The organism is Ruegeria sp. BJ6, assembly GCF_056537885.1.
In genome coordinates this window covers 163948-190174 of record NZ_JBQFSG010000008.1, presented here as the reverse complement: position 1 = coordinate 190174, position 26227 = coordinate 163948, and the positions used below count along the sequence as shown (strand labels likewise).

Sequence of the window (26227 nt, the reverse complement as noted above, 5' to 3'; positions counted from 1 at the left end):
CAAGCAGTTATATCGGGGTCAACCGAAGAAACCTCACGCAATCTAGTTGATCGAGAGACGTATGACCGGCATGTCGCCCAAACCACGGACGCCAGCTTAACGCCTGTCTGCGTCTTCACCCCTCCCCTCAGCTGGCAAGAAGTTCACCGCAAGGACGGAAGCTACTGTCTTGGAAGTAAATTTGGGCAGATATGAGCAGAAAACAAAACTCGACCTCAATAATACAATTGAAAGCGGCAATAGAGCACTGCAGAGGAATGGCAAAGTGGCGAGCATTGACCCGTCGCTTTTTAGCAATGGTGACTGTCGCCTCAGCTCCAAAAAACCCCACATGAGCCCAGTCATTCATCAATGCACTACAGACGACACCTCTTGAGATCACGACAGATGAAGATGTGACCATCACTCACATAGATGCAAGGGGCGCGAAACGCGGACCAATCACATCGACGAAAAGACATAGATCGGCGTTCCGAAGACGTCGGCGGAAAGTAAATTTGGGTAGGCATTGAATGACCACGAAACAGGCAAACACCGCACAGAAACCGGCGCACAGCAGCATGAAGCGCCTCGTTCTAAATTCAGCCATTGCGGCGAGTGTCACCGGGTTGGGTTACTCGCGGCAGGTTTATGCGGGGAGCTGCTCCTTTTCCTATGCGACGAACACGTATCTCTGTATCGGTCCCGCGAGCCCCACAGGCACCGACAGTGGTCAAACTATTAATGGCGGGAACAATCTGGTCGTAACATCCAGCCCTGATTTCGGGCTCGACAATTCCAACTCACCTGCATCCGCCGATGCTCTGCGTCTGCGAGCGACTGGTTCAATGTCAGTTACGATTTCAGGAAACGTTACAGGAAATCAGAGTGGTATCAGCGCGCTGAATTATGGTTTCAGCAGAGGTACGTCAACGATAACAACGACAGGAACCGTGATCGGTGAAGGCGGAAATGGTATCTACGCCAGAAACCGCGGCAGCGGTTCAAGAGCCACAGACCTGACCATCAACGCAGTGGATGTAACCGGTGCGGGAGCCGGTATTTACGCGCGTAACGGAGGTACCGGAAATCTATCCGTCACTGCATCCGGACAGGTGCAAGGTGGTTCCACGAACGCACCGGGCGATGCTCTCGATGGCATCTATGCTCGCAATGAGGCAACGGGAGTTGACCTCACCATAGAGGCAAATCACTCCACAGGGGGGATTCAGGGCGCTGGCATCGATGCGCGTAACGAAGGCACTGGAAATCTGACGATCACTGCATCCGGACAGGTGCGGGGTGGGACCCTTGCAGACGGCATCTACGCTCGCAATGAAACGACGGGAGGTGACCTCACCATTACTGCAATTCACTCCGCGGGGGGGCACGACGGCATTGATGCGCGCAACTACAGTACCGGCGATGTATCGGTTTCTGTGACGGGCGACCTTATCAGCGGCAATGACAACGGTGACCGCGGCGTCGAGGTTCGCAATAGTGCTGCGGGCGGTGCCGTTACGGTCGATGTGGCAACGGTCGTTTCAGAAGACAGTGGCGTTTTCGTTCGCAATCAGGGCACGGGCGATCTGAACATTTCGGCTTTGGGTTCAGTAACGAGTAATGGGGCCGCAGGGGGCACTGGCGGTCCTGGTTTTGATGTACAACACAGCGGTACGGGCAACATCGATATTACGGCTTCCGGTGGAGTAAACAGTAACGATTCAGGTTTCGAAGTGAGGCACAGCGGCTCGGGTGACGTGAACCTTACCGCCGGATCCAATGTAACGACGGGCGGGACCGCAATTCGAGTTCAGCATAACGGCCCTACCGGTTCTGTGAATGTAACAACCTTGGGGGATGTCGACGGTCAGGGCAGCAATGGAATCTTAGCCCTGAATAACAGCTCGGGCGCTTTAACAATTTCCAGCGCAGGTACTGTATCCGGCGCAAACGATTTCGGAATTGCGGCGGGCAATTCCGGCACTGATCTTTCTGTAGATCTAGTCAATGCGTCAGGTAATGATGCCGGTGTCGCCGCATTCAATTCCGGTACGGGTGATTTGTCGATCACCAGTTCAGGAACCGTCACTGCCACTAACGGTTCGGGTGTTTATGCCAGAAACGCAGGCGTAAATCTGACCGTCAATGCCAACGAAGTAATGGGCACAGATTTTGGCATAGACGCTGTAAATAACGGCACCGGCAGGCTGACCATCAACGCGGCTGATGTCACCGGCACAGGTGGTGACGGGATTTACGCACAGATCACAAACGCTGCCGCAAACGGCGATCTGTCGATCACCACGACTGGCGATGTCATGTCAGGAAGAACCGGGATTGTTGCCCGGCACGCTGGTGATGGTGGTATTTCGATCGCCACGTCCGGAGAAGTCAGCGGCGGTGATACTGGGATTGTGGCCGAAACCGCTGCCGCCCAGCTTAGCGTGATTGATCTGCAGGATGGTGCTGCGGTCTCGGCCACCTCCGGTAATGCAATCAGCAACAACGATGGCGATAGTCAGATCACACTTCGGTCCGGGTCTTCGGTTGCAGGCTCTGTCCGGCTGAACGGTGGCAGGGACACGCTGATTGTCGAACGTGGTGCGGATATCAGCGCCGCGACACTGTTCGACGGCGGAGATGGTGCCGAGGATGTTCTGACCTTCTCGGGATTCTCGGGTGCGATGGGTAATCTTTCCATTGCCAATTGGGAGAGTGTGATCGCGGAGAATGGCAGCGATTTGAACCTGAACTCCTCGCCGGTGAACGTCCAATTTTTGGAAATCAAGGCTGCTTCCAGCGTTACTGTAGGAATCGCCGACTTCACTTTCGGTGGTGATCTACAGGTGAATGAGACCGGTCTGTTCCTTGCCGGAGCCGTTGGCTTGGGCAATGTCGCACTCAACGGCAATGTGCTCAATAATGGCCTGATTTCGCTGGCCGATGGAGCGGCTGGCGACCGACTGACATTTGGCGGCAACCTTGCGGGCAGCGGAACGATCGGTCTGGACGTGAACCTGACCAACGGCACCAATGACGCGGTGTTCGTGTCAGGTGACAGTGCTGGTGTTGGTCAGGGTCTGCAGGTGGATGCAATTGGCAGCACTGTGGACACTGCGCAAACCTTCACCCTGGTCACGGTGTCCGGAGCCAGCACCTCCAGCGATTTCCGATTGGTTAATGCTGATTTCGTTACCAACGACGGGGCGCAGGCGATCAGCGACGGGGCGATTGCCTATCGTCTTGTGTATGATGCTGCAGCGGGTGAATTCGTTCTGACTCCGTTTGGCAATTCCGGAGCAGTGACTGGAAACCCGGGCGGTGAGTTCTTCGCGGTTAGTGTTCAGCAGTTCAATGACCATCTCGCCTTTGGCACCGCCCTTCAACGGGTCATGGCCGCACGGCAGCGCGGATCGTCCGACGCCAACATGGTCAGCCGGGCCCTGAGCGAACTTACCTCGACAACACAGCCTGTCGTATGGGTGCAGGCCGAAGGTCAGCGCGACAGCTACAGCGTCGATGATCGTGACGTTGCAACAAACAGCGGCGGATTGCGTTTTGGCGCGGGTCTGCCGTTGGCCGACCTTGCAAGCGGTCTGGTCTTCGGCGGGCTTGAGTTCGGGGTCAGCAGCCTATCCACCGATGTAACCACGTCGCTGACCAGCACTGACATTGACACTGACGCCTACGATGTAACGCTCAGCGCTTTGTGGATCCACAACGGTCAGCTCTATGTCGACGGACAGCTGCGCTATGCCATCTTTGACAGCACGATCCGCCCGAATGGCGGGGTAGCGGTGGATAAGGACAGCACGGGTTTCGGTCTGTCTGTCGAAGTCGGCAAACTTATTACGGTGCAAAACGGGCTGACATTGGTGCCGCAGGCGCAACTGATGTACAGCAATATCGACACGGATGATGTCACCGATCTTGCCGGCGGCAGACAAACCGGATCATTGGCCGACGGGGATACTTTGACAGCCCGTTTGGGTCTGCGCGCCGAGCATAATTTTGCGAGGAATTCCGTGCTGTTCGGTCAGGTGGACTACTACCATGCTTTCGACAACGAAACCGGCGTGACATTCGGCAACAACACTATCCTGACAGAGCGCGGCAGGAACACTGCCGCTCTGACGTTGGGCGGGTATGTAGCGCTGTCTGACAGAACCACCTTCTTTGGCGAAATCAGCGGCGAAACCGGCTTGGGCAGCAATTCCAGTGACTATACCTTCGGCGGCAACATCGGATTTGAATTCCGGTTCTAGGACACGTATGCCGGTTGGCTTTTCTGTTGGAATAAGATTTGTAACGTCGCGAAACACCAGATCTGTCGGAAGACGCTGAAACAACAGGATGGATGAAAACGACGTGAATGGTTCTGCGGAAAGTCAGCCTGAGCAAATTGCCGAAGACGCGTTTGAGGCGCCTGCAAAATCAGATGCGTCTGATGTGCGCTACTCAATATCTGCCGGGTTTTCGGCGCGGTTGACAGGCCTCGGGCTATCGATTGCCTTTTCGTCCTATCAGTCCGGGTTGTTGTATCTTGTCGGTACCAAACCTGATGGCGGGGTCAATATCCACCAGATGAGTCTTCCTCGCCCGATGGGTCTGCACCGGCATGGTGCGCACGGGCTTTCCGTGGCTGCTGACGATCAGATTTTGCACTTTCAGAACGTTTTGGAACCGAAAGAGCGGATGAACGACACTTTCGATGCGGGGTTCATGCCCCGGCGGAGTGAATTCACCGGGCGGCTGGATTTGCACGATCTGGGCATCGATGCGGATGGGCGGTCGATTTTTGTCAACACCCGCTACAATTGCCTGGCCACGCCCGACCCGCGCCACAGTTTTCGCGAGGTCTGGCGGCCGCCTTTCGTCTCTGCATTGGTGGACGAGGATCGCTGTCATCTGAACGGATTGGCGATGCAAAACGGGCGGCCTCGATATGTCACCGCTGTCAGCCGCTCAAACACGATCGATGGATGGCGCGACCGGCGCGCGGATGGCGGAATTGTCATCGATGTCCAGAGCGATGAAATCGTCTGCCAAGGCCTCTCGATGCCTCATTCTCCTCGCCTACATGACGGACGCCTATGGGTGCTGAACTCGGGCCGGGGCGAACTGGGAGAGGTTGAGTTCGACAGCGACAGTAAAGGCCGGTTTGTACCCCATGTCTTCTGCCCTGGCTTCACACGAGGCCTAGCGATTCATGGCCGCTTTGCGTTTGTCGGACTGTCCAAGCCACGCTACCAACGGTTCGAAGGGTTGGAGCTGGACGCAAAACTGGCCGAGGCCGACAGTGATCCTTGGTGTGGCATTCAGATCATCGACCTTGAGACCAAAACCTGCGTTGACTGGTTGCGCATCGACGGGGCAGTTGCCGAACTTTACGACCTTGAACTGTTGCCAGGTCACCTGTGCCCAATTGCCATTGCGCCAGGCACGCCCGAAGCGGCTTCGCTGATAACGCAGCCTTAGCCCAGCTAGCAGTTCCCAAAGTGAATTGACTGCAACAATCCAGATCGCGAGATACTCTATCCGATCCAACTATCAGCGGGAGCCCGCCACCGACTTCATTCGATGGCAGGTAAATTCTCACACAGCTCGGATCAGAGCTTGATGCGGAACGCCGCGAATCCGTCTGTTCCTTCCCCGGCATCCTCAATTGAGACGCCCTTGACGTCGCCCATGTAATCCCGCGCTTTCGGGCCGGTTTCGAACAAAACAGTCGTGTCCTCAAGCGGAGCAAACGACCAATTGGCATCTGCTTTGGGATCAATCGTGCCCTGCTCGACGATATAGCGCACGATGACGTCGCGGTTGGTATCCGGGGCCTCGAATACGACGGTGTCACCTAATGCGCCGGGGAAAGAACCGCCGCCCGAAGCACGATAGTTGTTGGTGGCGATGATGAACTCCATGTCATCCGTGACCGGCTCACCGTTGAAGGCAAGGTTCACAATTCGGGCTGCATCGGGGTTTACCTCTTCGCCCTTTGGCCCAAAGCGGGAAGGCTGGGACAGGTCTATCTGATAGGTCACACCGTCCATCACATCGAAATTGTAGGATGGGAATTCCGGGTTCAAAAGGATCGCATCCTTGGAGCCTACTTCAACCTGATTGAACATGCCGGCCGAGCGTTCCAGCCAACCACGCACCTGCGCACCGTTCACTCGAACCGCACGCACCGTGTTTGGATAGAGATAGAGATCGGCAACATTCTTGATGGCAACGTCACCGACTGGAACATCGGTGTAATAGTCCGGGCCACCACGACCGCCAGCCTTGAAAGGTGCCGCCGCTGACAGGATGGGCAGGCCTTCGTGCTCGGTGCCTTTCAGCATCTCGTCGATATACCATTTCTGCGCGATCGAGACGATTTGCACAGACGGGTCATCCGCGACCAGCGCGAAATAGCTGTGCAACGGTGCCGAAGTCTTGCCGACCGCGCGCCGGACATAAGCCAGCGTTTCGTCGTGTTCCTTTGCAACCGACGCCAGAACATTCTGATCATCGCCGACCAGAGCGGTAATCGAGCGGTCTTCGTTGCGTTTGGAAATGGGCCGCGCCTCGGACGTGGTAGTCACTACGCGCCATTCATTTCCGTCCCGTTCCAAAAGCAGGTCCAGCAGTCCAAGGTGCGACCCCCAGAAGCCGCCCATGACGGCGGGTTTGCCCATCAGCGTGCCGTTATCCACATCGATCCCGGGGCGGTCTGTAAATGTCGGTGACGGGAACACCAGGTGATTGTGACCCGTGACCAGCGCGTCGATCCCTTCGACACCGGCCAGAACGACTGATGCGTTTTCCATGCCATCTTCGTGATCAGCGCCACCAATCCCCGAATGCGACAGTGCGATGATCAGATCACATCCCTGTTCCCTCATCTCAGGCACATAAGCCCGAGCTGTCTCGACGATATCTCGCGCTTCAACGTTGCCTTCAAGATGCTTACGATCCCAATTCATAATCTGGGGCGGTGTGAAGCCGATTGCACCGATTTTGATCGGATGTTTGGCGCCGTCGCCCATTTCGATTTCGCGGTCGAGGATGGCGTAGGGCTGCACAAGTGTCTTGTCGTCGCGCGGGTTTGCACCTTTCTCTTTTGCCACATTGGCCAGAACAACCGGGAACTCTGCCCCTGCCAGCGCCTTGTCCAAAAACTCCAAGCCGTAGTTGAATTCGTGGTTGCCGAGCGTGGCAGCATCATAACCAACAGTGTTGAACGCGGTGATGATCGGGTGGCTGTCTCCATCTTTCATGCCACGTTCGTAGGCGATGTAATCGCCCATCGGATTGCCCTGCAGAAAGTCGCCGTTGTCGACAAGCATCGAATTCGTCGCTTCCGACCGGATTTCGTTAATGATCGACGCTGTACGGGACAGACCCACTGTGTCACGGGGTTTGTCTGCATAGTAGTCATAGGGGAAGACATGGACATGTATGTCTGTGGTTTCCATAATCCGTAGATGCGCCTGATTGTTGGCCGCAGCCGCTGAAAATGGGTGCAGGGTGATGGCCGCAGCACTGGCAGTCGTAGTGGCGAGGAACTGGCGACGGGATATTAGTGATCTGCTGGAGAACGACATAGGTCACCTTTCAAGTTTGTTGGTCAACGCGTCTTTTGTCGGATTCTCACAACAACCATATGACACGGGTTGCCAGCACATCTGACGCGTCGTTTGTAGGCGGTTATGTTCAGTACCATACCCAAACTTCATGTGTTTGCTAGGGTATGTCAGGTGGGAAACCCCCTGTCGGGGCACTGTTGCTAACTTATGGCGATTGACGTGCGCGCCGCCAGCAGGTGATCGGCAAGAGCGACGCCAACACCGCAGGCATCAAAGCCATCAACAAAATTCCGAAGTGCTTGGGCTGCCCGTTAGAAAAAGAGATGGTCGAGGCGAAATCGGCCAGCCAAAACTTCTTAACGACACCAAAGTTTGCCACAGAGGTCGTTTCACCCTTCGTTTAGTTGCTCATTTTTTTCCAGCCCCGGCACTGCGACACGTACTTCGCGGCGAGCGAAATCTATCCCGTTCTCTTTGAACGCGGCCTTCACGCGGTTGAAAATTTCTTTTCGCAAGGTGAACTGCTTGCCGGGAATGGCCATGAACTTGCCTCGGATAATCATTCCAACATCGTCGAAGTCGAACACACCCTGAGATTTGAAGGGTTGCAGGAATCCATCCTTATGCGTTTCATCCTCCATCATTTCTGCACCGATCCGCTTGAATATCTTTTTGACCTTGTTGGGATCAGTGTCGAAGGGCACCGTGAATTTCAGCTTCCTGATAACCCAGTCACGGCTGAAGTTGGTCAGCTTTTGGATCTCGCCATACGGGATGGTGTGCACCGGTCCGCGATGGTGGCGCAGCTGCATCGACCGGACTGAAATTTTTTCGACCGTACCCATGGTACCACCCACGTCTACGTATTCTCCGACGCGGAAGGCGTCGTCGACCAAGAAGAAAACTCCTCCCACAATGTCCGAGACCAGTTTCTGCGCGCCAAATCCTATGGCCAGACCCAGAACAACGGCACCTGCCAGCAGAGGCGTGATATCCAAGCCCAACGCGCTCAGCGCGAGCAGAGCGAAGATAACGGCGATTGCGACCTGAGCAGTGACACGTAACAAGGGCAAAACGGTCGCCAAACGAGAGCCACCTGCGCCTCCGCCTTCGCCTGCCTCTTCATCCGGGCTTTGATCGGTGGTTTGTTCTTTTGCCAGCCGTCGGTTGATCCAAAGCGCTACGATCTCATTCAGGACGTAGCCGACCGCGATGAGTATGAAGAATTGAATCAGCTTGCTACCGGATTCATCACCTCCCCCAGCGATTTCCTGAAGGTCCAGATCCCAGGTATTGGCGATCATCAGAATGACCAGAATACCGGCGAGGACCCGACCAATTCGAATGTAACTGCGTTTGGTCGACTTGTACGCACGCACGGCCACAGGGCCTTCGCCCAGCATTGGAGGCTGCAGATGGCGCACCAAGCCACGTATCAGAGTGTCAAGCGCCGGGGCGATCAGCAACCAGAACATCGTGGTAAAGTGCGCACCCTCACCCAATAGCGCGAAGACGGCGGGGTTACGCTGCGCGGACAGATATTCGACCAGCAGCCAAGTACCGGCAGATACTGCAATCGCAAAATAGGGATAATATTGCGCTACTTCGTCGTCAAAATGGGTACGGTCCGGATCCGTACCCCGCATCCTGTCCGACAGACCATCTCGGGCCTTCCAGGCAATCATCCCGACATAGATATGTATCGCAGTATTCAGCCAGAACCCAAGGCAGGCCTCCCCGGGCATAACGCCGTTCATCGCATTAAACCCGAGGATGAACAGGGTGAACCCGATCAACAGAAATAGTCCGAGCAGATTGCGGTGCAGATACTTCGCCCAGTGGTCATCAACGTTGACCAGCCGCAAGCCGGATTGCTTCGGTGCCAAAATAAACCGGGAAATGGCCGCGCCCAACCGCGGGAACCAGATCAAATAGAACACAAATGGAGCAGCCTGGGCGATCTGCTGCTCGTCCAGCAACCGACGAGCCACAAAAACAAGCGTATAATAAAAGACCAGAAGCCCAAGAAATTCACAGCAGAACCGTTTGAACAAAAAAGTGACTGCACCGCGAAGATTGTTCGAGGCGTCTCCATCAACCACTTTGATCCAACGGCGGGTCCACAATCCCACGACCTGTTCAGCGGCAAAACCGATGGCCAGCGCCAGAAAGGTATAGGCAAACAGGGTCATCAGCCCGCCTGCCCCAAAGGAACTGGTGAAATTCGAAAAAGCTTCGACCTGAGCCGTGAGCAGAAGCGGGACTTTCCTGATCACATCCAGCCATGATGCAGTCATTGTCGCAACTGATTCCGAAATTGCCTGAACTCCGCCTTTTCTGGTTTGGCTGGCTTCGTCCTGCTGTGCCGCCACCGCGTCCAACCGTTCCAGCAAGGTCGCGCGCACCTGATCGTCCGACATACGCGCAATCAATTCATCAACCTGTTGCGGCGTCAGGTCCTCGGGTATGGAAACATGGGCGAGACTTGCGGAACTTTCTTGTGCGTTTGCTGACCATTGCCCCGCCAAAAGCAGCACTATGGCCACGGTCGCTATCCATTTGAAATGTCTGCTCACTTCCCTCCTCGATCAACTCTGCTTTTCCACTTAGGTTAAGTGGCAACTTAAGCCGACTGGATATAGCGATCCGATTGCGCAGATGTGTTCATTTGAACAGTTTCCGGGTCTTGCCGAATTGAAAGCAACAGTTTTCTGGACAGTGATCAAGGTCAGGATCAGTCTGCCGTTTAGCGCGAAGGGTTGGATTGATTTGGTCATGCCCGGCCGAATACTGCCAAGTTCCCAGATGTGACCGGAGCCTTTTGGGAAATCTTTTCCATCGCGATCAACTGGATGGTTTATCTGTGGCTACGCCCTTTTGCGTTGAGGGCAAACAGAGCTTGTGTAAAGGTCTGCCGATTTCTTCAAATGAACACATCAGAAACTTGTGCTGAGACTGGCCGTTTTACCATTTACTGCATCGCTACCAAAGTAACGGCCCCTAAAGCGCGTGGATTTGCCCGACGACATTTGGTTTCGGACACATCCAGCTTAAGCCTGACACCTGCGCGTGCCAGCCAATCCGTGCCCAGTACATTAGCCTGAGCGCCAATCAAGGCGTCCGACTGAGTACGACCAATAGAAAGAGGGGCAAGTTGGCGAAACGTCCAATTATACGTCAGTCATTAGATCCCGGAGTAGTTCCGTTTGGGTTTTTCCTGTCATCTGGCTTACGTTGAAACGTAGAAACGAGTTTTTAGATTGAGTTGGGCTGAATACATTTCCAGGTGCCAGAACAACACCTTTCTTGAGAGCCATTCGCGCGAGCACTGCTGCATCCATCCCGTCGGGAAGTTCGCACCATAGATAAAACCCACCTCTGGGCTTCACGAAGGGCCTTATGTTTATCGTGTTCAACTCTTTGATTGAACGCGTGCGGACCCGATCCAATTTGATCCTAAGCGCGTCCATATGTTTGCGATAACTCCCGTCGGTGAGCGCCGCATGCAGCAATTCTGTGACCATCGGGCTGGAGCCACCGAAGCTGATCGCAACCTGAAGCTCGGTTAGGGCCGCAATCCAATCAGGGCGCGCCGCTATGTATCCGCATCTGAGCGACGCCGAGAGCGTTTTGGAGAAGCTTCCAATCGTTAGAACCCGGTTCATCCCATCCAATGCTGCCAATCGCGGGGAAAGATCGGGTTCGAACTCGGAGAAGATGGCATCTTCCACGATGTGTAGATCATATGCTTCAGCCAAAGATAACACGCGGTGTGCGGTAGCTGCGGCAATCGTCGCACCCGTTGGATTGTGCAATGCCGAGTTGGTCAAGTAGAGCCGTGGGCGTTCTTTGCTAAGCACACATTCAAACTGGGTTAAGTCGGGACCATTGGGCGTATATGGGACGCTGACAATAGTGATCTGATGCGCCCTCAATAGCGCTTGAAAATTGAAGTAGCACGGATCATCCACCAAAACCGTATCGCCAGGCTTGAGAAGCATTCTGCAAATTAGATCCAGTGCCTGAGATCCGGAATTGGTAAGCAGAACAGTATCGGGATCCACCTCTATGTTCTGGTCGCACAACACCCGTGCCACATGCTTTCGCAGACCAGCATGGCCCTGTGCGCTACTATAGTCGGTGAGAACACTTCCTTTGCCACGCGCCACACCGCGCATGGCACGTCTGAGTGACTCGACCGGCATCCAGTCGGCAGGCATCCAGCCACATCCGGGCTTTGCAATATCGTCTCCGGCATCAATCGATTGTCGAGCCACCCAAAGCGGGTCTATTTCCCGATCAAGCTGCGGCCCGGCTTGTGATACCACGAACGGCTGTGCGCGGTCCGTCACAAAAAAGCCAGACCCGCGTCGGGCAAATATAGCCCCTTCAGCAGCCAAGACATCATAGGCCTCTACCACCGTCGAAGGTGACACACCCAGTCGGGACGCGAGGCCTCGAACCGAAGGCAGTTTGTCGCCAGCGCCGAGTGATCGAGACCGAATACGACGATTGATGTGTTCCATCACAAGGGTTCGACGGGTCGCTGTCACCATTTCCGACCTTCTCTGTATGGCATCAACTAGCAGTACAGTTTGTAGCAATTGTGTTGCTTTGTACCTGCATCTGTCGGGCCACTCCAGCTACAAGGTTCTAAAAAAGGGACCCTTTGTTGATGAATTCCTCATTTTCTGGCTGGGGCAGCGGGCTGCTTGGTGTTTTGATCTTCAGCGGATCGCTACCTGCCACGCGGGTGGCAGTAGGCGGTCTGGACCCATTCTTTCTGACATCAATCCGAGCGGTTCTGGCGGCTGTACTTGCCCTTTTCTTGCTGGTCTTCTTCAAAGAAAAACAGCCGCCGCGTGCTGATCTGATTTCTGTTTTGATTGTAGCTTTGGGCGTGGTGATCGGCTTTCCTCTTTTGACGGCACTGGCACTGCAGCACATCACTGCCGCGCATTCGATTGTCTTTATCGGCCTCTTACCTTTGAGCACTGCTGCCTTTGGCGTTCTGAGGGGTGGTGAACGCCCGTCCGCGTTGTTCTGGGTATTTTCAGTTTTAGGCAGCGCGGCCGTCATTGGTTTTGCACTTACACAAAGCGCCGACGCATCGCTCATCGGAGATCTCTTTATGGTGGCTGCCATCGTTGTTTGCGGATTGGGATACGCCGAAGGTGCACTGCTATCGCGCCGATTTGGCGGATGGCAGGTAATCTCCTGGGCGCTTGTCTATTCTCTACCGTTCATGTCCGTTTTTGCACTTTTGACTTGGCCTGACACATATACAGGGCTGAACTTGCCAGTCTGGCTCAGTTTGGGCTACGTCTCGATCTTTTCGATGCTGGTTGGCTTTGTCTTCTGGTATCGTGGCCTGGCGCTGGGAGGCACGGCAGGTGTTGGGCAACTTCAGCTCCTTCAGCCGTTCTTCGGCTTGATCCTTGCAGCGGCCTTTTTGGCGGAACCGATAGCGCCATCCATGATCGGGATCACAATTTTTGTGGTTGTATGCGTCGCCGGGGCAAAGCGCTTTGCTTAGCCACCCAAGGCCTTCTTCATTACAGTTCCCTAAAGCAGTCATTTGTGCTCAGCGCGGCACTATTCCATCATCCTGATCTCCACCGCGGCACGCACGGTCACGCGCTGTCTGAGATATTGCTGCGGAACAACGAGATTTCACCGAACAGTAGAACTGACAATCGTCACATCATTTGGGTCGGAATCCTGTTTCCAAGATCACAGGTTCAGGGTGGCGCAGTAGGTGCATAATTTGACGCCTCGCGCAGGCTCAGGCACAGTTTGCCAATGATCCAAACAGTACTGCTTGATGTCTCCGGAGTTCTCTACCAAGGGACCGAAGCGATCCCCGGAGCCGCGAAGGCTCTTACCCATTTGCGCTCCAGCGGGCGGCAAGTGAGGTGTCTCACTAACAGCACCCGACAGCCAAAGCACCGCATAATGGGCAAGCTGCACGATCTTGGGTTCGACATTCAGCCGGACGAGTTATTTACGCCCGTTGCGGCCGCCCTCGATTGGTTGGTCCACACGGGGCATAGCCCGCATTTGCTCGTCCATCCTGCGCTTGAGGAGGAATTTTCCTGCTGTGATAGCAGTGGGCCGCCCGCCGTTATTGTTGGCGATGCGGCTCAAGGTTTTTCCTATAAAAACCTGAACCAAGCCTACCGGTTGTTGCAGAAGGGGGCACCTTTGATCGCTCTCGCGAACAACCGCATTTTCATGGATGAGGATGGGGAGCTGAGCCTTGATGCGGGCTGCTTCGTCAAAGCGTTGGAACACGCCAGCGGAATTCGGGCCCGACTGTTCGGCAAACCGGACCCTGGGTTTTTCAGGGCTGCTGTTGCTGGCACCGGAGCCTCGCCTGCTCAGTCAGCAATGATCGGCGATGATGCAGAAAGCGATATTGCTGGCGCACTAGCTGCAGGCTTGGCAGAGGCCTATCTGGTGCGCACCGGAAAATTCCGTGAAGGTGACGAGACCCGATTTGCCCCTGAACCGACGGCTACCGTGGCCGATATTCGCGAAGCGGTTGCCTGCTTGACCGGACGTGACAACTTAGAGGCAGAAGCTCCAACATGACGGTCGAGGAAGGGTTTGACCGTGCTGGCGGAATGCAGATAAATCCTCATATGGCTTATCACCCAATATTGTGGACGTTCCGCCGCTGCCCATATGCAATCAGAGCTCGTCTTGCATTGGCGAGCTCGGGCGTCAAAGTCGAATTGCGTGAAATCCGCCTAAAGGACAAGCCACAAGCTTTCTTGCAAACATCTGCATCCGGCACGGTGCCGGCGCTTCGCCTTCAGGATAGGGTTTTTGACGAAAGCCTGGATATCATGATCTGGGCTCTCAAACAGAATGACCCCCAGCGACTTCTGGACATGCCTCAGGAAGGGTGGGACTTGATCGCGGAAAATGATGGTCCATTCAAGGATGCACTGGATCGCACAAAATATGCTACGCGCTATCCAGATGTTGACCATGCAGCAGAGCGCCGGAAAGCTGAGTGCTATTTGGTCAAACTTGAAGAACGGCTGACCGGTCAATCTTGGCTTTTTAGAGACCGCCCAACCCTTGCAGACCTGGCGCTTTTGCCCTTTGTCCGCCAGTTCGCCCATATAGACAGGGAATGGTTTGACGCACAGGAATGGCCGAATTTGATTGCGTGGCTGGATCGTTTCCTGGCAAGCGAAGCCTTCGCAAACGTAATGAACAAGCACGCGCCGTGGGCAGACGGCGACACACCGCTTTGGTTCAATGGCTAGACCAAGCATGGCGGACCAGACCTTGCGGCAAAAGGACAGTGTAAATCACGATCAGACCGCTTGCCGCCAGCGATGGAATTGGAACCTTTGCAGGTCCTGACCTCAGTCGCTCTTTTCGACCAGAAAATCGATCATGGCACGAGTCTTGGCAGGTAGGTTGTCGCGGCTGGCATAGATCACGTTGACCCCGATGGAAGGCGGACGGAAATCGGGCAAAATCGCCACCAATGATCCGGCATCCAGTTCAGCCTGACAGGAAAGCTCTGGCAGACGGGTAATCCCGCGCCCGGCAAGCGCCAGTGCCTTCTCTGTATGGGCATCGTTGCATCGAATGCGCGGCGTGATTGGCACGGTGATCACTTCTCTGTCGGGCCCCGGGTAGGTCCAGTTTTGGGTGACCCCATGAAACGAAAAATCAATCAGTTGATGCCCTTTCAAATCATCGGGATGTCTCGGCGTGCCGTTTCGTTTCAGATAAGCAGGGGAAGCCACCGTCAGACCCTGTGTACGAAAAATCTCGCGGGCGATCAGGTCGGACGGGGGCAGATCGCCAATGCGCACCAGCAGGTCGATCCCTTCACCGATCATATCGGCGCGACGCTCGGATACGTCGATGTTCAGATCTACTTCGGGATATCGCTTGAGAAACTCGGGCAGCCAGTCATTCAGCCACCCGTGAGCGAAAACCACAGGCACACTCATCCGCAATTCCCCAAAGGGTCGGTCGCCGACCGAATGCAATCGGTCTTGCACCGCGCGGGCGTCCTCCACCATTCGGCGCGCGTTTTCATAATAGATGCGCCCGGATTCCGTCAGGCTGATCCGTCGTGTTGTCCGGTTCAGGAGTCGTGTCCCAAGCCGCGCTTCAAGCCGTGCAATCTCTTTGCTGACATGGCTGGGCGTATGGCCCAACAGCTTGGCGCCCGCACTCATACCTTCCTGCTCCACCACTGTGCAGAACAGTACCATGCCGTCGAAGAGATCCTTATTTTGATCCATATGGAATATATGCCGTTCCAACTGAGCTATTAAAGTTCACTACAGGCATAGTTACCTTTGTTGCAAGCAAAGGAAAGGTCAAACCATGTTGGACATCAGAAACTTCGATCACATCGGCATCCGTATCAGTAATCGCGATGCATCTGTCACCTTCTATGAGTTGCTGGGATTCGAGATGATCGCCGATGGCGGTTTTGACGACGGGCATCCATTGGTGATGCTCCATCCTTCGGGGGTCAACATCAACCTGTTGGGTCCGGCAACGGCAAAGGCGGGCGAAAACGTTCTGATGGACGAGGCAGAGAAGTATCCGGGCATCACCCACCTGGCGGTCAAGGTGAAGGACGCTGAAGCAACCGAAACCTTTGTCACCGAAAACGGCATCGCCATCACGGGCCGCCGAGAATTTCGCGGCACCAAAACCATCTTCATTCGCGACCCGGATCGCAATGTTCTGGAGCTTGTCGGCCCCGGTCCTTCAGTCGCGCAGCTTATTGCCGAGCATGTGCACGGCTGAAACCCAAGCAACCAAGGAAACACTCTCATGTTAACTTTCCCAAAATCGCTCACCACAGCCCTGAGCCTGATCATCGCTGTCGCAGCAATGCCGGCAGCGGCGGAAACTCCGATGATCAAAACAATAAATGGCGTCGCGACATATCCAGAAGGCTATCAGGGCACGCCGGTCCGGGCCGCTGACGAAGACCCGTTTCTGTCACCGACCAACTCGGCGTTGATCCTTATCGATTACCAGCCTCCGATTTTGGCTGGGGTCAAGAACATCGACCATGAAGAGCTGATCAACAACACCACGGGTCTGATAAAGACCGCTGTGATCTATGACATCCCAATCATTTTCAGTCATGTCGCCGTGGGCCTGAACGGTTATGACCCGATGATCGAAGAATTGCGCGAACTGGCCCCGAACGCGATCTTTGTCGACCGGACAAATGTCAACGCCTGGGAAGAACCTGAGTTTGTCGCCGCGGTCGAAGCAACCGGCCGGACAAAGCTGATTATGGGTGGTCTCTGGACAGATGTCTGCCTGGCCTATCCCGCGATTGAGGCCGAACTTGCCGGATATGATGTCTATGTACCGGAAGACGCCGTTGGCTCGGTAACCCAGCTCAGCCACGAAAACGGCATGCGCCGCATGATTGAGGCGGGGGTCGAACCGATCACGTGGAACGTGGTTCCGGCAGAGCTGCAACGCGACCACGCGCGTACTGACAAGTTGCAGGCCGTTACCCGTGTGTTCATGGAACATCTGTTTAAAGTCGACCCAGATACCAAGTGGTAAAGCCAACATCTGTCAGGGGCTTCGGTCCCTGGCAGTAAAATAAAATTTTATCCAGGCATTGCCTGCTCGCACTTGGGCAACATCACCAAAGTAGGGAAATTGAGCTCTCATTCCCATAGATCGAAAAATTCGCCATATATTGCCTGACATCTCCTGAACGTTGATACTTGGTTCAATTAACAGGATTTGTATTTCAAGGAGGTCGATGTGCTCAACGGCGCGATGCTTGTCTGGTTTTTATTGACTGGTGCCAGCGTAGCTTTCGTTGTTTGGGATTCAATAAGCAACGGCGTGACGAGTTGGGTTCAGCGCATGGCTTGGATTCTGGTGACGATCTATACAGGACCAGTCGGCCTATTTTTTTATATGATTACCTGCCGCCGACCGTTTCCAGGCGGACATGACCGTTTCACCCGCACACCGTGGAAGCAAGGGGTCAACAGCGAAATGCACTGCTTAGCAGGCGACGCTACGGGGATCATTGTTGCCGCCACCGTTGTTCATTTTCTCGCGCTATCAAATGGATGGGACATCCTTGTCGAATACGTCTTCGGTTTCGTCTCGGGGCTTTTCATCTTTCAGGCCCTTATGATGCTTTCGATGTATGGAAGTTATTCGCAAGCTGTCCGAAAGACGTTCTTTTCAGAGACGGTCTCGATGAACATGGTGATGACAGGCATGATTCCGACCATGGTCTTGTTGGCCGCGGCTTGGCCGGAATCGGAAGACCCGCTCTCTCCGACTTTTTGGTTTCGTATGAGCTTGGCGGCAATTGTTGGGGGTTTTGTTGCATTCCCGATCAATTACTGGCTGGTTGCCAACCACCTCAAACACGGATGTATGACCCTACCCGGGGCAGATGGCCCGGCACCGGGCAACGGTCACTTGTCTTCAGAGATGAACGGTATGTCCCATGGCGACATGGAGGACATGCCCAGTCACGGCATGAGCATGAAGACGCTGCCTTTGCACTCAATGTTCCTCTGGGTCATGGGCACCTATGCAATCCTGCTGATCGCAATCTGGGTGACTTCGCGAATTACGCCCATCCATTTTTAGCGCTTCAAAACTTGTTGGGCACTTAAATCACGGAATATTTGCAGGCTAAAACCAGCATAAATTCACCAAAGGCATAGCCGCCGGACTTGTTTTTGCAAGGCGCGCAAAAGCCTCCACGTCATGCAGAAGATCCCAGGTTCTACACGTCTGACCTGTACGCCAGTCTCTTGAAAAGCCCATGCCGCGCAGCCAGCACATTCCCGGCCACCTCGACCGGGCCGGGCGTGAAGTTGCGAATGTGGGTCATCAATAAGTTGCTCTGCCGCCAGAGAGATCGAAAACCGCGCCCGAGTTGAACGTGCAGTCCTCGGAACTGAGCCACATCACCATACGCGCGGCTTCTTCGACCCAACCCAGCCGTTTCATCGGCGATTTGTCGATCATGATCTGTACGAATTCTGGCGTCATCTGGTCCAGAATTGCGGTCTTGATTGCGGCTGGGGCGATGCAATTCACACGAATATCAGTTTGCGCCAGCTCTTTCGCGAGCGATTTGGTAAAGCCGATCACGCCCGCCTTGGACGCAGAATACGCCGACGCATTTGGCGTACCTTCTTTCCCGGCCAGCGAGGCCATGTTGACGATCCGGCCAAACCCCCGTTCTTGCATGACTGGCACAATCGCATGAGCAAGATAAAAGGTGCCGGTCAGGTTCACCTCGACGACACGCGCCCATGTGGCGGGGTCACTCTCAACCACCGGCAGGGTTGGCCCGGCAAAGCCTGCATTGTGGGACAAAAAGTCGATGCCGCCAAAGGCCGCGCGGGTTTCTGCAACCGCTTCGGCAATCTGTTCGGGTTGGCTTATGTCAACCTTGCACGTGATGGACCCGGCTGGCGCATCTTCAGGCTCGGCCAAGTCCCAGATGGCGACTTTTGCACCTGCAGCGGCGTAGTGGCGGGCGATCTCTGCACCGATCCCAGCCGCGCCACCGGTGATGACAGCGGTGCGACCTGCGAAGTCATAAGTTACGTTGCTCATGGACCTTACCGGATAAAGTTTTTCACATAATCAGCGCCAAGGCCGACTTTCTCGAAATGCGCACGGCACATGTCGATCTTGGTGAACACGTCCTCGTAGCCAAGGTGATTTCCGTCGGGGTCGCAGTAATACATCACTCCGTTCACCTGAAAATAGGTGATCATTTCCTCGACATCTTCCGGCACAACCAAAGTGTGGGTTTCGCCCGGAGGCTCGTAAACGTAAGAGCCTTCGGTGGCTTCCCAGTCGTGCTCCAGATAATGCCAGCGGCCTTTCAGCACAAAGCCGTGTACCGGGTTCGGGTGGCGGTGGCGTGACAAAACACCTGCCTTTGTCACCTTGAGAAGGTTCATCCAATATCCCTGACTGACATTCAGACAGAGCGGGCGGAAGAATACCGTCTCGGTCTGCTGGACCCACATCCGGGGGTCGTCTTCCGCCAGCGCATTTGGCACTACGATCTCGGGCAGCGCGTCCTGTGGCATGGGGTGCTTGTATGGCACCATTGGGTTTTCGTCGGTCTCAGACAGTGGCATTTCGCTTCCCTTGCTTTCAGACTGCGGCGTAGCCGCCATCCACGTTTAGAATTGTTCCGGTGATGAACCCTGCTTGTTCAGACGCCAGAAACAGGGCCGGGCCGATCAGGTCCTGTGGTTTGCCCCATCGCGCCATCGGGGTGCGCGACAGAATAGCCGCGCTGCGCTCAGGGTCGTTTTGCAGGTTCTGTGTCAGCGGCGTGGCGATCCACCCCGGTGCCAGCGCATTTACGCGAACCCCGTCCGGCGCATAAGCAATCGCCAGTGATTTGGTGAGTTGTGCGATTCCGCCTTTGGATGCCGCATACCCAGGCACCAATCCACCGCCAAAATAGCTGAGCATCGACGCGATATTGATGATTGAACCTTTAGTTTCGGCAAGATGCGCACGCGTGGCAGCGCAAACGCGCATTGTGCCGTTCAGGTTAATATCCACAACTTTGGCAAATATCTCCGGATCGTGCTCTTCGTTGCGCCGGATGACGCCTGCAGCGTTCACTACGACATCCAGTCCGGGAATGTCTTGGCAAAAGGCTTCAACCGCTTTCCCATCAGTCACATCCAGCGAATGAAAACTCAGACCGGGTTTACCCTCCGGCAGATCGCCCAATCCGGCAGCCATCACCTGATAACCCGCCTCGTGAAAACCTTCGGCAATCGCCAGTCCAAGCCCGCTGGTTCCGCCGGTGATCAAGGCGCGTTTTTGTATTTCGTTCATTGCTTCCATCTTACATTGTCCATATAATGGACATCTAGACCATTTTATGGACGTTACACGCTGCGCAGTTCGCTGGTCAACAGAGAGGTTCACGCATGTCAAAACAAATTCAGGGGACGCAGAGTTTTGCGCGAAGCATCAGTCTCTTGCAGCATATTTGCGACCGAACCACGCCTCCGGCCTTTCAGGATTTACTTGCGGAATGCACGTTCACACGCCCCACCCTGTACAGATTGCTGCACGGGCTGGAAGCCGAAGGCCTGGTAATTCAGGCCAGAGACAAACGCTACAAACCCGGCCCACGTTTGATCAATCTGGCCCGTACCGCCTTGTCTACATCTGACATTCGCGACCTTGCCCGCGATGCCCTTATTCGCGTCAGAGACAAGACGGGGGAAACCGTGCACCTCGCCGTACCAAGTGGCGAAGGGCTTGTTTACATCGACAAAATCGAAAGCCTCGAAACAGTGCGCATGAACTCGACCATAGGTACGTTTGTTCCGTTGCACTCAAGCGGTGTGGGCAAAGCGTATCTTTCCGCTTTGCCTGAGGATGAGTTTGCCGATTATCTCGAAACCGCGACCCTGACACCAATCACGTCTTTCACAACAACAGACCCTGCCGGATTACGCGTTCAGATTAACCAATGCCGCACACAGGGTTTCGTTTTTGACAATCAGGAGAATGAAGTCGGCATCGCCTGTTTCGGCGCGCCAATACTTGACGACGCCGCACGCCCTATCGCCGCCATCAGCGTGTCCGTACCGTTGTTTCGACTGGACAGGAACAAATCGCGTTACTCGGCAGCCGTTTTGGAATGCGTTCGAGAGTTGTCCGGTCGCTCTGCGTGACGCTGATAGGACTCCCCCAGCGCGAGCTACAACGTCTTCTTGCTCCGGATTTGGTTCTTGTCCGCGGCCCAATCACTCGTCACGAACTACAAAACCCATTGGTTAAGTGAATTCCTTGGCGGGTCCTCAGTTGGATTCGAGGACCGCATTCAGGAACTGCTGTGTGCGTTCTCGTTTCGGGTTTTCAAACAGTTCTTCGGGCGCTGCCTGTTCTTCGATCGCGCCATTGAAGAAGAAGCAGACGCGGTCTGAGATGTCTTTGGCAAACCCCATCTGATGCGTCACCATCAGCATAGTCAGATTATGCGCATCCACGAGCTTACGAATGACATTGGTAACTTCTCCGATCACTTCGGGATCCAAAGCCGACGTTACTTCGTCAAAAAGCATTACCTTGGGGCGCATGGCCAACGCACGGGCGATGGCGACGCGTTGCTGCTGGCCACCAGATAGGCGCGACGGATGCTGATCGCGCTTCTCGTCCATGCCGACCATTTGCAGAAGCTCCATCGACCGCTCTTCGGCCTCTTTCTTCGGAATTCCGAGAACTTGCACCGGACCTTCCATGCAATTCTGCAAGGCGGTCATATGCGGGAACAGGTTGAAGTGCTGAAAACACATGCCGATCTTGCTGCGAATACGCCGGATATGCGCCGGGTTCGCGGGCACCAGCACACCGCCTTTTTCCATATGTGTCAGGGGTTCACCATCCACGTAGATGACGCCGCCATTGATGGTTTCCAACGTCATCAGCATGCGCAGAACGGTGGTTTTGCCTGACCCGGACGGGCCGATGATTGTCACCATCTCACCCGCATCGATATCCAGGTTCAGATCGTCCAGCACAACGAGATTGCCGTAACTTTTACGCACGTTCTGAAACCGGACCATCGGGATATCGTCGCCTTCAAGGCGCATTGGGTATTGGCTCATGTCTTCGTTCATTTATCTCATTCCCATTTTACGGCGCACCCATTTTTCAAACTGGGCGATCAAAAAAGCGGTGGGCAGTGAGATCGCAAGGAAGATCACGCCGACCATGGTGTAGGGTTCAAGGTAGCGATAGCTTTGGGCGCCGACCGCGTTGGCGGTATGCATCAATTCGGCCACGCCAATCACGGACAGCATCGGGGTATCCTTGAAAATACCGACCAGGTAATTCCCCATTCCCGAAATCGCTGGCGGCAGCGCCTGCGGGATGATGATGCGGCGATAGGTTTGGATGACCGGCATGTTGATGGCGGTTGCGGCCTCCCACTGGCCTTTCGGCACGCTTTCGATGCCACCGCGATAAACTTCGGACAGATAGGCCGCATAGTGAACACCAATCGCGATCAGGCCCGATGTCCAGGGCGACAAGTTGATGCCGAACTGCGGCCCCACGTAGAATACGAAGAACACCTGCAAAAGCAGCGGTGTCGAGCGGATAAACTCGACCACTTCGCGCACGCACACTGTGACAATGCGGTACGGCGTGCGTTGTGCCAGTACGAAGACCAGCCCCAACACCACGGCGATGGCATATCCCCCGCCCGCCGCCAGCAGAGTTTTTCCCGTCGCGTCGATAAAACGCGGCAACAATTCCCAGGTCCAGTCCCAGCGCCATTGCATCGGTCAGGCCCTCCCTATCTTGCGGGCCATCGTGCGCTCGAAATATCGCATGAAGGGCGTGATGAGGAACCGCGCGAAGATGTAATAGATGATCAAAGCCGTGCCGAAAGTCTGAACCGACAGGAAGGTCGAAATGTTAATCTGGCGGGCTTCATACATCAGGTCAGTGACAGAGATTAGCGCCACCAGCGCCGTGCCTTTCATGATCTCGATGACCAGATTGCCCCAGGGCGGCAACATGATGACAAAGGCCTGAGGCAAAATGATACGCCGCATCCTTTGCCCGGGTGTCATGTTGATGGCCTTGGCAGCCTCCCACTGCCCTTTAGGAACGGCAAGTATTGCGCCGCGGACCAGTTCGGCCCCGTAGGCGCCCATATTCATTCCAACGGCAATGAAACCAGCAGTGAATTTGTCCAGCGTGACCCCAAACAAGGGAAGAACGAAGAAAATCCAGAACAGCTGTACCAGCAGCGACGTTCCGCGAAAAATCTCGATATAGACAGTGGCGACGCCTTTGACCGCGACGTTCTGAGAGAGGCGCATCAACCCGAAGGTAAGGGCGACGATTACGGACACGATTGTGGCCAGGACAAACTGCACAACCGTGATCAGCGACCCCTCCAGCAGCCGTCCGCCATAGGCCTCAAGAAATTCGTAATAGGGCAAACGCCGCTCCCTTCGTGTTTACTCAGAGGATGAGAGGTGCAAAGAACAGCGCCCTGCCCGACAGGGCGCTGCTTTTTGCAAGTTAAGTGAATGATCCTCGCTGGGGATCAGCGATTGGCACAGGCCCATTCCATCGAGGCGTCTTCGCCCGGAACGTTGTCCGGATAGTAATCCCACTGCTCGACGGCAGAGAGCATTGCCTCGGACCCGAGATAACCGGGCATGGCAGCATTGAACTCTTCCCGGAATCCATCGTCATCGGGGTGGAAGCCGATAGCAACCCAGTTGAAAGTCCATTCCGGCAGTGCGTTGGTATCCGTCGCTTCGATGCCGTCGGTTTTGGCTGCAAGGTCATAGGCCTCAACTGCGGTCATCGCGCCGATACTCGCCCGACCGGCCTTGACGGCTGCAAGCACTTCGGTCGTGCCGGGCAACTGCATGATGTTGGCTTCGGGTATACCGACTTTCAATGCTTCTTCGACATTCACATAGCCTGCAACAGCGGCCATGGTGACGCCTGCATTCTTGATCTCTTCATATGTCTGCAGGTTCTCGGGGTTCCCCTCGGGCACGATGAAGGCGTTACCGAATTGCCCGACCGGCTCGGAGAAGTCGATATTCTCGCAGCGCGAACCCAGAATATACATCCCACCGGTGATGATATCGACACGACCCGCCATCAGGCTTGGGATAAGACCAGCCCAGTCGGTCACGACAGGTTCGATATTCGTGTGACCCATCTTTTCCAGCAGATCCAGGGTGATCTGGTTTACGAACCCCAGCGGTTCCCCGTTTTCTCCCGGATGGGCCCATGGGGCCGCCGCGGCAAAACCAAGGCGGATCGGCTCGCCTGCCGCGACTCGGTCCTCCAGCGGTCCGGCGAGCGCACTGCCGGCCGTCAGGGCCAGCGCGGCGGAAAGGGCGGTTCCCAGAATTTTGGTTTTCATTGTAGGTTCTCCTTACTGTTGGAATGACTGGTCCGACAAACGATCCGTAGCCAAATACGCTTGCCTGCCCGGCGCGCTGTTTCATGCGTCTTTTCGGGCTGTGCCGATGGACGGAAAGATGCTGAAAAAACTGATCTTTTCAGGCTCATGTTTCCCATCCCCGACGATATCGGGTGTTTTTCAATAGGGCGTTTCCACTCCTCCCATTTCGACATAAACGGATTTGATCTGGCTGTAGTGATCCAGCGCGGCCCGGGAGTTTTCCTTGCCAACGCCTGATTGTTTGAAACCGCCAAACGGCATTTCAACCGGCATGGTGTTATAGGTGTTGATCCAGCACGTACCTGCCTGCAACCGGTCGATCACCCGGTGTGCCCGGGTCAGATCGCGCGTAAAGACCCCTGCTGCCAACCCGAAGTCCGAATCGTTGGCGCGGCGGATCACCTCTTCCTCGTCCGTGAATTCGAGGATCGACAGAACAGGGCCAAAAATCTCTTCGCGCGCGATGCGCATGTCGTCTGTGACGTCCGAAAACACCGTGGCCTCGACGAAGCTGCCGTTTTCGAAACCGTGAACGGCCGCCCGCTTTCCCCCGCACAGCAGCCGAGCCCCCTCTGAAAGTCCGGTTTCAATGTGGCCCAGCACTTTCTGCATATGTGCCGCAGATATCAGCGATCCCATCTGCGTGTCGGGGTCCAGAGGATCACCCAGACGGATTTGCCGCACTCGTTCCACGAGCATTCGTTCGAACTCCGCCCGGATCGGCTGTTGGACAAAAACACGAGTGCCGTTCGAACAGATCTGTCCGGCAGAGTAAAAGTTCCCAAGGATCGCGCCACTTACAGCGGCGTCCAGATCGGCATCTTCGAATATGACCAAAGGAGACTTACCGCCAAGCTCCATCGTCACATGCTTTATCCCCGCGCCGGCTGCGGCCATCACCTTTGATCCCGTGGGCACTGAACCGGTCAGCGAGACCTTTTCGATATCGGGATGCGTGACCAGCGCGGCCCCGACATCGCCATAGCCCTGGACCACGTTGTAAAGCCCTTTCGGGAGTCCGGCCTCGATCAAGATTTCCGCGACTTTCAGCGCACCAAGCGGCGTGACTTCGGAAGGTTTGAAAATGACCGAGTTGCCACAGGCCAATGCTGCAGCACCCTTGTAGCACGCGATCTGTGTCGGATAGTTCCAGGCACCGATACCAAGGCACACACCCAACGCGACCCGCTTCGTATAGATAAACGACTCGCCATATGGGATGCACTCGCCCGAAAGGCTACTGGCCAGCCCACCGTAAAATTCGAATGCTTCAGCGCCAGACAGCGCATCCGCAACAATCGTTTCCTGATACGGCTTTCCGGTATCCAACGTCTCGAGAACGGACAGTTCATGGTTCCGGTCGCGCATAATGTCGGCCGCCCGGCGCAGGATTCTACCCCGCTCAGCCGGTAAGGTTCGTTCCCATTCTGCCTGCGCCCGCGCTGCGCTTTCTACCGCGCGCGCGATGATGTCGGGTGTTGCGGAATGCAGCAGGGCAATCCGCTCACCGGTTGCAGGATAGATGCATTCGATCCGGGCACCTGCCGGATCCTCCACGTACTCTCCATCCACAAAATGAGAGGCCTGCGGCTGCGCGCGCAGGCCAGACGAAACAGGTTGCGCGCGTGTGGCCACGCCGCTGTCAGCTACATTGGCAGATTCCTCCAATGGGTTCGACTTT

General features: G+C 55.4%; 22 protein-coding genes. 10 read left to right on the top strand and 12 right to left on the bottom strand.

The features are described from left to right. The first annotated feature begins 9 nt into the window (after nucleotides 1-9). The 3 genes from ACR0D6_RS16660 to ACR0D6_RS16650 all read left to right on the top strand — a co-directional run bounded on the left by ACR0D6_RS16660 (nucleotide 10) and on the right by ACR0D6_RS16650 (nucleotide 5460). On the top strand, nucleotides 10-195 hold the full coding sequence (locus ACR0D6_RS16660; protein ID WP_480766353.1) for an ectoine synthase: 186 nt from the start codon (nucleotides 10-12) through the stop codon (nucleotides 193-195). 365 nt (nucleotides 196-560) lie between these two features. Next, nucleotides 561-4247, top strand: coding sequence for an autotransporter outer membrane beta-barrel domain-containing protein (locus ACR0D6_RS16655; protein WP_480766324.1), 3687 nt, complete (start codon nucleotides 561-563; stop codon nucleotides 4245-4247). Between the two features lie 88 nt (nucleotides 4248-4335). Then, nucleotides 4336-5460 (top strand): TIGR03032 family protein, encoded by a 1125-nt coding sequence (locus ACR0D6_RS16650; protein ID WP_480766323.1) that lies wholly within the window; start codon nucleotides 4336-4338, stop codon nucleotides 5458-5460. A 131-nt stretch (nucleotides 5461-5591) separates the two neighbouring features. On the opposite strand, the gene ACR0D6_RS16645 is transcribed toward ACR0D6_RS16650, so the two are convergent. The 3 genes from ACR0D6_RS16645 to ACR0D6_RS16635 form a co-directional block, all read right to left on the bottom strand. Beyond that, entirely contained in the window at nucleotides 5592-7571 is a 1980-nt protein-coding gene (locus tag ACR0D6_RS16645) for a bifunctional 2',3'-cyclic-nucleotide 2'-phosphodiesterase/3'-nucleotidase (RefSeq protein WP_480766322.1), read from the bottom strand. A 371-nt stretch (nucleotides 7572-7942) separates the two neighbouring features. Next, entirely contained in the window at nucleotides 7943-10129 is a 2187-nt protein-coding gene (locus ACR0D6_RS16640) for a mechanosensitive ion channel family protein (RefSeq protein ID WP_480766321.1), read from the bottom strand. A 594-nt stretch (nucleotides 10130-10723) separates the two neighbouring features. Then, nucleotides 10724-12079 (bottom strand): aminotransferase-like domain-containing protein, encoded by a 1356-nt coding sequence (locus tag ACR0D6_RS16635; protein ID WP_480766320.1) that lies wholly within the window; start codon nucleotides 12077-12079, stop codon nucleotides 10724-10726. 149 nt (nucleotides 12080-12228) lie between these two features. Between ACR0D6_RS16635 and ACR0D6_RS16630 the strand changes: the two genes are divergently transcribed. From ACR0D6_RS16630 to ACR0D6_RS16620, 3 genes are all read left to right on the top strand, one after another. Next, nucleotides 12229-13089: a DMT family transporter gene (locus ACR0D6_RS16630; protein WP_480766319.1), complete on the top strand. Its 861-nt coding sequence runs from the start codon at nucleotides 12229-12231 to the stop codon at nucleotides 13087-13089. 266 nt (nucleotides 13090-13355) lie between these two features. Further along, the gene (locus ACR0D6_RS16625) at nucleotides 13356-14147 is read left to right on the top strand and encodes a TIGR01458 family HAD-type hydrolase (protein ID WP_480766318.1); all 792 of its coding nucleotides are present in this window, start codon (nucleotides 13356-13358) and stop codon (nucleotides 14145-14147) included. Between the two features lie 50 nt (nucleotides 14148-14197). Beyond that, nucleotides 14198-14833 (top strand): glutathione S-transferase, encoded by a 636-nt coding sequence (locus ACR0D6_RS16620; RefSeq protein WP_480766352.1) that lies wholly within the window; start codon nucleotides 14198-14200, stop codon nucleotides 14831-14833. Nucleotides 14834-14935: 102 nt separating this feature from the next. On the opposite strand, the gene ACR0D6_RS16615 is transcribed toward ACR0D6_RS16620, so the two are convergent. Beyond that, a complete protein-coding gene (locus ACR0D6_RS16615; RefSeq protein WP_480766317.1) occupies nucleotides 14936-15832 on the bottom strand; it encodes a LysR family transcriptional regulator in 897 nt (298 codons plus the stop codon). Between the two features lie 85 nt (nucleotides 15833-15917). Between ACR0D6_RS16615 and ACR0D6_RS16610 the strand changes: the two genes are divergently transcribed. The 3 genes from ACR0D6_RS16610 to ACR0D6_RS16600 all read left to right on the top strand — a co-directional run bounded on the left by ACR0D6_RS16610 (nucleotide 15918) and on the right by ACR0D6_RS16600 (nucleotide 18191). Continuing rightward, a complete protein-coding gene (locus tag ACR0D6_RS16610; RefSeq protein WP_480452195.1) occupies nucleotides 15918-16349 on the top strand; it encodes a VOC family protein in 432 nt (143 codons plus the stop codon). 27 nt (nucleotides 16350-16376) lie between these two features. Further along, the gene (locus ACR0D6_RS16605; protein WP_480766316.1) at nucleotides 16377-17132 is read left to right on the top strand and encodes an isochorismatase family protein; all 756 of its coding nucleotides are present in this window, start codon (nucleotides 16377-16379) and stop codon (nucleotides 17130-17132) included. Between the two features lie 207 nt (nucleotides 17133-17339). Beyond that, the gene (locus tag ACR0D6_RS16600; RefSeq protein ID WP_480766315.1) at nucleotides 17340-18191 is read left to right on the top strand and encodes a DUF4396 domain-containing protein; all 852 of its coding nucleotides are present in this window, start codon (nucleotides 17340-17342) and stop codon (nucleotides 18189-18191) included. Between the two features lie 246 nt (nucleotides 18192-18437). On the opposite strand, the gene ACR0D6_RS16595 is transcribed toward ACR0D6_RS16600, so the two are convergent. From ACR0D6_RS16595 to ACR0D6_RS16585, 3 genes are read right to left on the bottom strand one after another with little or no spacing between them, the layout of a single operon-like run. Further along, the gene (locus tag ACR0D6_RS16595) at nucleotides 18438-19172 is read right to left on the bottom strand and encodes an SDR family NAD(P)-dependent oxidoreductase (protein WP_480766314.1); all 735 of its coding nucleotides are present in this window, start codon (nucleotides 19170-19172) and stop codon (nucleotides 18438-18440) included. A 5-nt stretch (nucleotides 19173-19177) separates the two neighbouring features. Next, nucleotides 19178-19708, bottom strand: a complete 531-nt coding sequence (locus tag ACR0D6_RS16590; RefSeq protein WP_170653266.1) for a 2,4'-dihydroxyacetophenone dioxygenase family protein — start codon at nucleotides 19706-19708, stop codon at nucleotides 19178-19180. A gap of 16 nt (nucleotides 19709-19724) precedes the next feature. Continuing rightward, nucleotides 19725-20426, bottom strand: a complete 702-nt coding sequence (locus ACR0D6_RS16585; RefSeq protein ID WP_480766313.1) for an SDR family NAD(P)-dependent oxidoreductase — start codon at nucleotides 20424-20426, stop codon at nucleotides 19725-19727. A gap of 95 nt (nucleotides 20427-20521) precedes the next feature. Between ACR0D6_RS16585 and ACR0D6_RS16580 the strand changes: the two genes are divergently transcribed. Then, nucleotides 20522-21277, top strand: a complete 756-nt coding sequence (locus ACR0D6_RS16580; RefSeq protein WP_480766312.1) for an IclR family transcriptional regulator — start codon at nucleotides 20522-20524, stop codon at nucleotides 21275-21277. A 126-nt stretch (nucleotides 21278-21403) separates the two neighbouring features. Here the strand turns inward: ACR0D6_RS16580 and ehuA are convergent, their stop codons facing one another. The 5 genes from ehuA to betB form a co-directional block, all read right to left on the bottom strand. After that, entirely contained in the window at nucleotides 21404-22222 is an 819-nt protein-coding gene (gene ehuA / locus ACR0D6_RS16575) for an ectoine/hydroxyectoine ABC transporter ATP-binding protein EhuA (protein ID WP_480766311.1), read from the bottom strand. After that, entirely contained in the window at nucleotides 22223-22888 is a 666-nt protein-coding gene (gene ehuD / locus ACR0D6_RS16570) for an ectoine/hydroxyectoine ABC transporter permease subunit EhuD (RefSeq protein WP_480452182.1), read from the bottom strand. 3 nt (nucleotides 22889-22891) lie between these two features. Next, entirely contained in the window at nucleotides 22892-23557 is a 666-nt protein-coding gene (gene ehuC / locus ACR0D6_RS16565) for an ectoine/hydroxyectoine ABC transporter permease subunit EhuC (RefSeq protein WP_170653274.1), read from the bottom strand. A gap of 107 nt (nucleotides 23558-23664) precedes the next feature. Next, nucleotides 23665-24504 (bottom strand): transporter substrate-binding domain-containing protein, encoded by an 840-nt coding sequence (locus tag ACR0D6_RS16560; RefSeq protein ID WP_480766310.1) that lies wholly within the window; start codon nucleotides 24502-24504, stop codon nucleotides 23665-23667. Between the two features lie 180 nt (nucleotides 24505-24684). Further along, nucleotides 24685-26148: a betaine-aldehyde dehydrogenase gene (betB, locus tag ACR0D6_RS16555; protein WP_480766351.1), complete on the bottom strand. Its 1464-nt coding sequence runs from the start codon at nucleotides 26146-26148 to the stop codon at nucleotides 24685-24687. Nucleotides 26149-26227: the final 79 nt, after the last annotated feature.

What these genes read in the sequence shown, in the direction of transcription:
- ACR0D6_RS16655 (WP_480766324.1), top strand. Translation starts at nt 561, where the DNA reads ATGAAGCGCCTCGTTCTAAATTCAGCCATTGCGGCGAGTGTCACCGGG.
- ACR0D6_RS16650 (WP_480766323.1), top strand. Translation starts at nt 4,336, where the DNA reads ATGGATGAAAACGACGTGAATGGTTCTGCGGAAAGTCAGCCTGAGCAA.
- ACR0D6_RS16645 (WP_480766322.1), bottom strand. Translation starts at nt 7,571, where the DNA reads ATGTCGTTCTCCAGCAGATCACTAATATCCCGTCGCCAGTTCCTCGCC.
- ACR0D6_RS16635 (WP_480766320.1), bottom strand. Translation starts at nt 12,079, where the DNA reads ATGGAACACATCAATCGTCGTATTCGGTCTCGATCACTCGGCGCTGGC.
- ACR0D6_RS16630 (WP_480766319.1), top strand. Translation starts at nt 12,229, where the DNA reads ATGAATTCCTCATTTTCTGGCTGGGGCAGCGGGCTGCTTGGTGTTTTG.
- ACR0D6_RS16625 (WP_480766318.1), top strand. Translation starts at nt 13,356, where the DNA reads ATGATCCAAACAGTACTGCTTGATGTCTCCGGAGTTCTCTACCAAGGG.
- ACR0D6_RS16620 (WP_480766352.1), top strand. Translation starts at nt 14,198, where the DNA reads ATGGCTTATCACCCAATATTGTGGACGTTCCGCCGCTGCCCATATGCA.
- ACR0D6_RS16615 (WP_480766317.1), bottom strand. Translation starts at nt 15,832, where the DNA reads ATGGATCAAAATAAGGATCTCTTCGACGGCATGGTACTGTTCTGCACA.
- ACR0D6_RS16610 (WP_480452195.1), top strand. Translation starts at nt 15,918, where the DNA reads ATGTTGGACATCAGAAACTTCGATCACATCGGCATCCGTATCAGTAAT.
- ACR0D6_RS16605 (WP_480766316.1), top strand. Translation starts at nt 16,377, where the DNA reads ATGTTAACTTTCCCAAAATCGCTCACCACAGCCCTGAGCCTGATCATC.
- ACR0D6_RS16595 (WP_480766314.1), bottom strand. Translation starts at nt 19,172, where the DNA reads ATGAGCAACGTAACTTATGACTTCGCAGGTCGCACCGCTGTCATCACC.
- ACR0D6_RS16590 (WP_170653266.1), bottom strand. Translation starts at nt 19,708, where the DNA reads ATGCCACTGTCTGAGACCGACGAAAACCCAATGGTGCCATACAAGCAC.
- ACR0D6_RS16585 (WP_480766313.1), bottom strand. Translation starts at nt 20,426, where the DNA reads ATGAACGAAATACAAAAACGCGCCTTGATCACCGGCGGAACCAGCGGG.
- ACR0D6_RS16580 (WP_480766312.1), top strand. Translation starts at nt 20,522, where the DNA reads ATGTCAAAACAAATTCAGGGGACGCAGAGTTTTGCGCGAAGCATCAGT.
- ehuA (WP_480766311.1), bottom strand. Translation starts at nt 22,222, where the DNA reads ATGAACGAAGACATGAGCCAATACCCAATGCGCCTTGAAGGCGACGAT.
- ehuD (WP_480452182.1), bottom strand. Translation starts at nt 22,888, where the DNA reads ATGCAATGGCGCTGGGACTGGACCTGGGAATTGTTGCCGCGTTTTATC.
- ACR0D6_RS16560 (WP_480766310.1), bottom strand. Translation starts at nt 24,504, where the DNA reads ATGAAAACCAAAATTCTGGGAACCGCCCTTTCCGCCGCGCTGGCCCTG.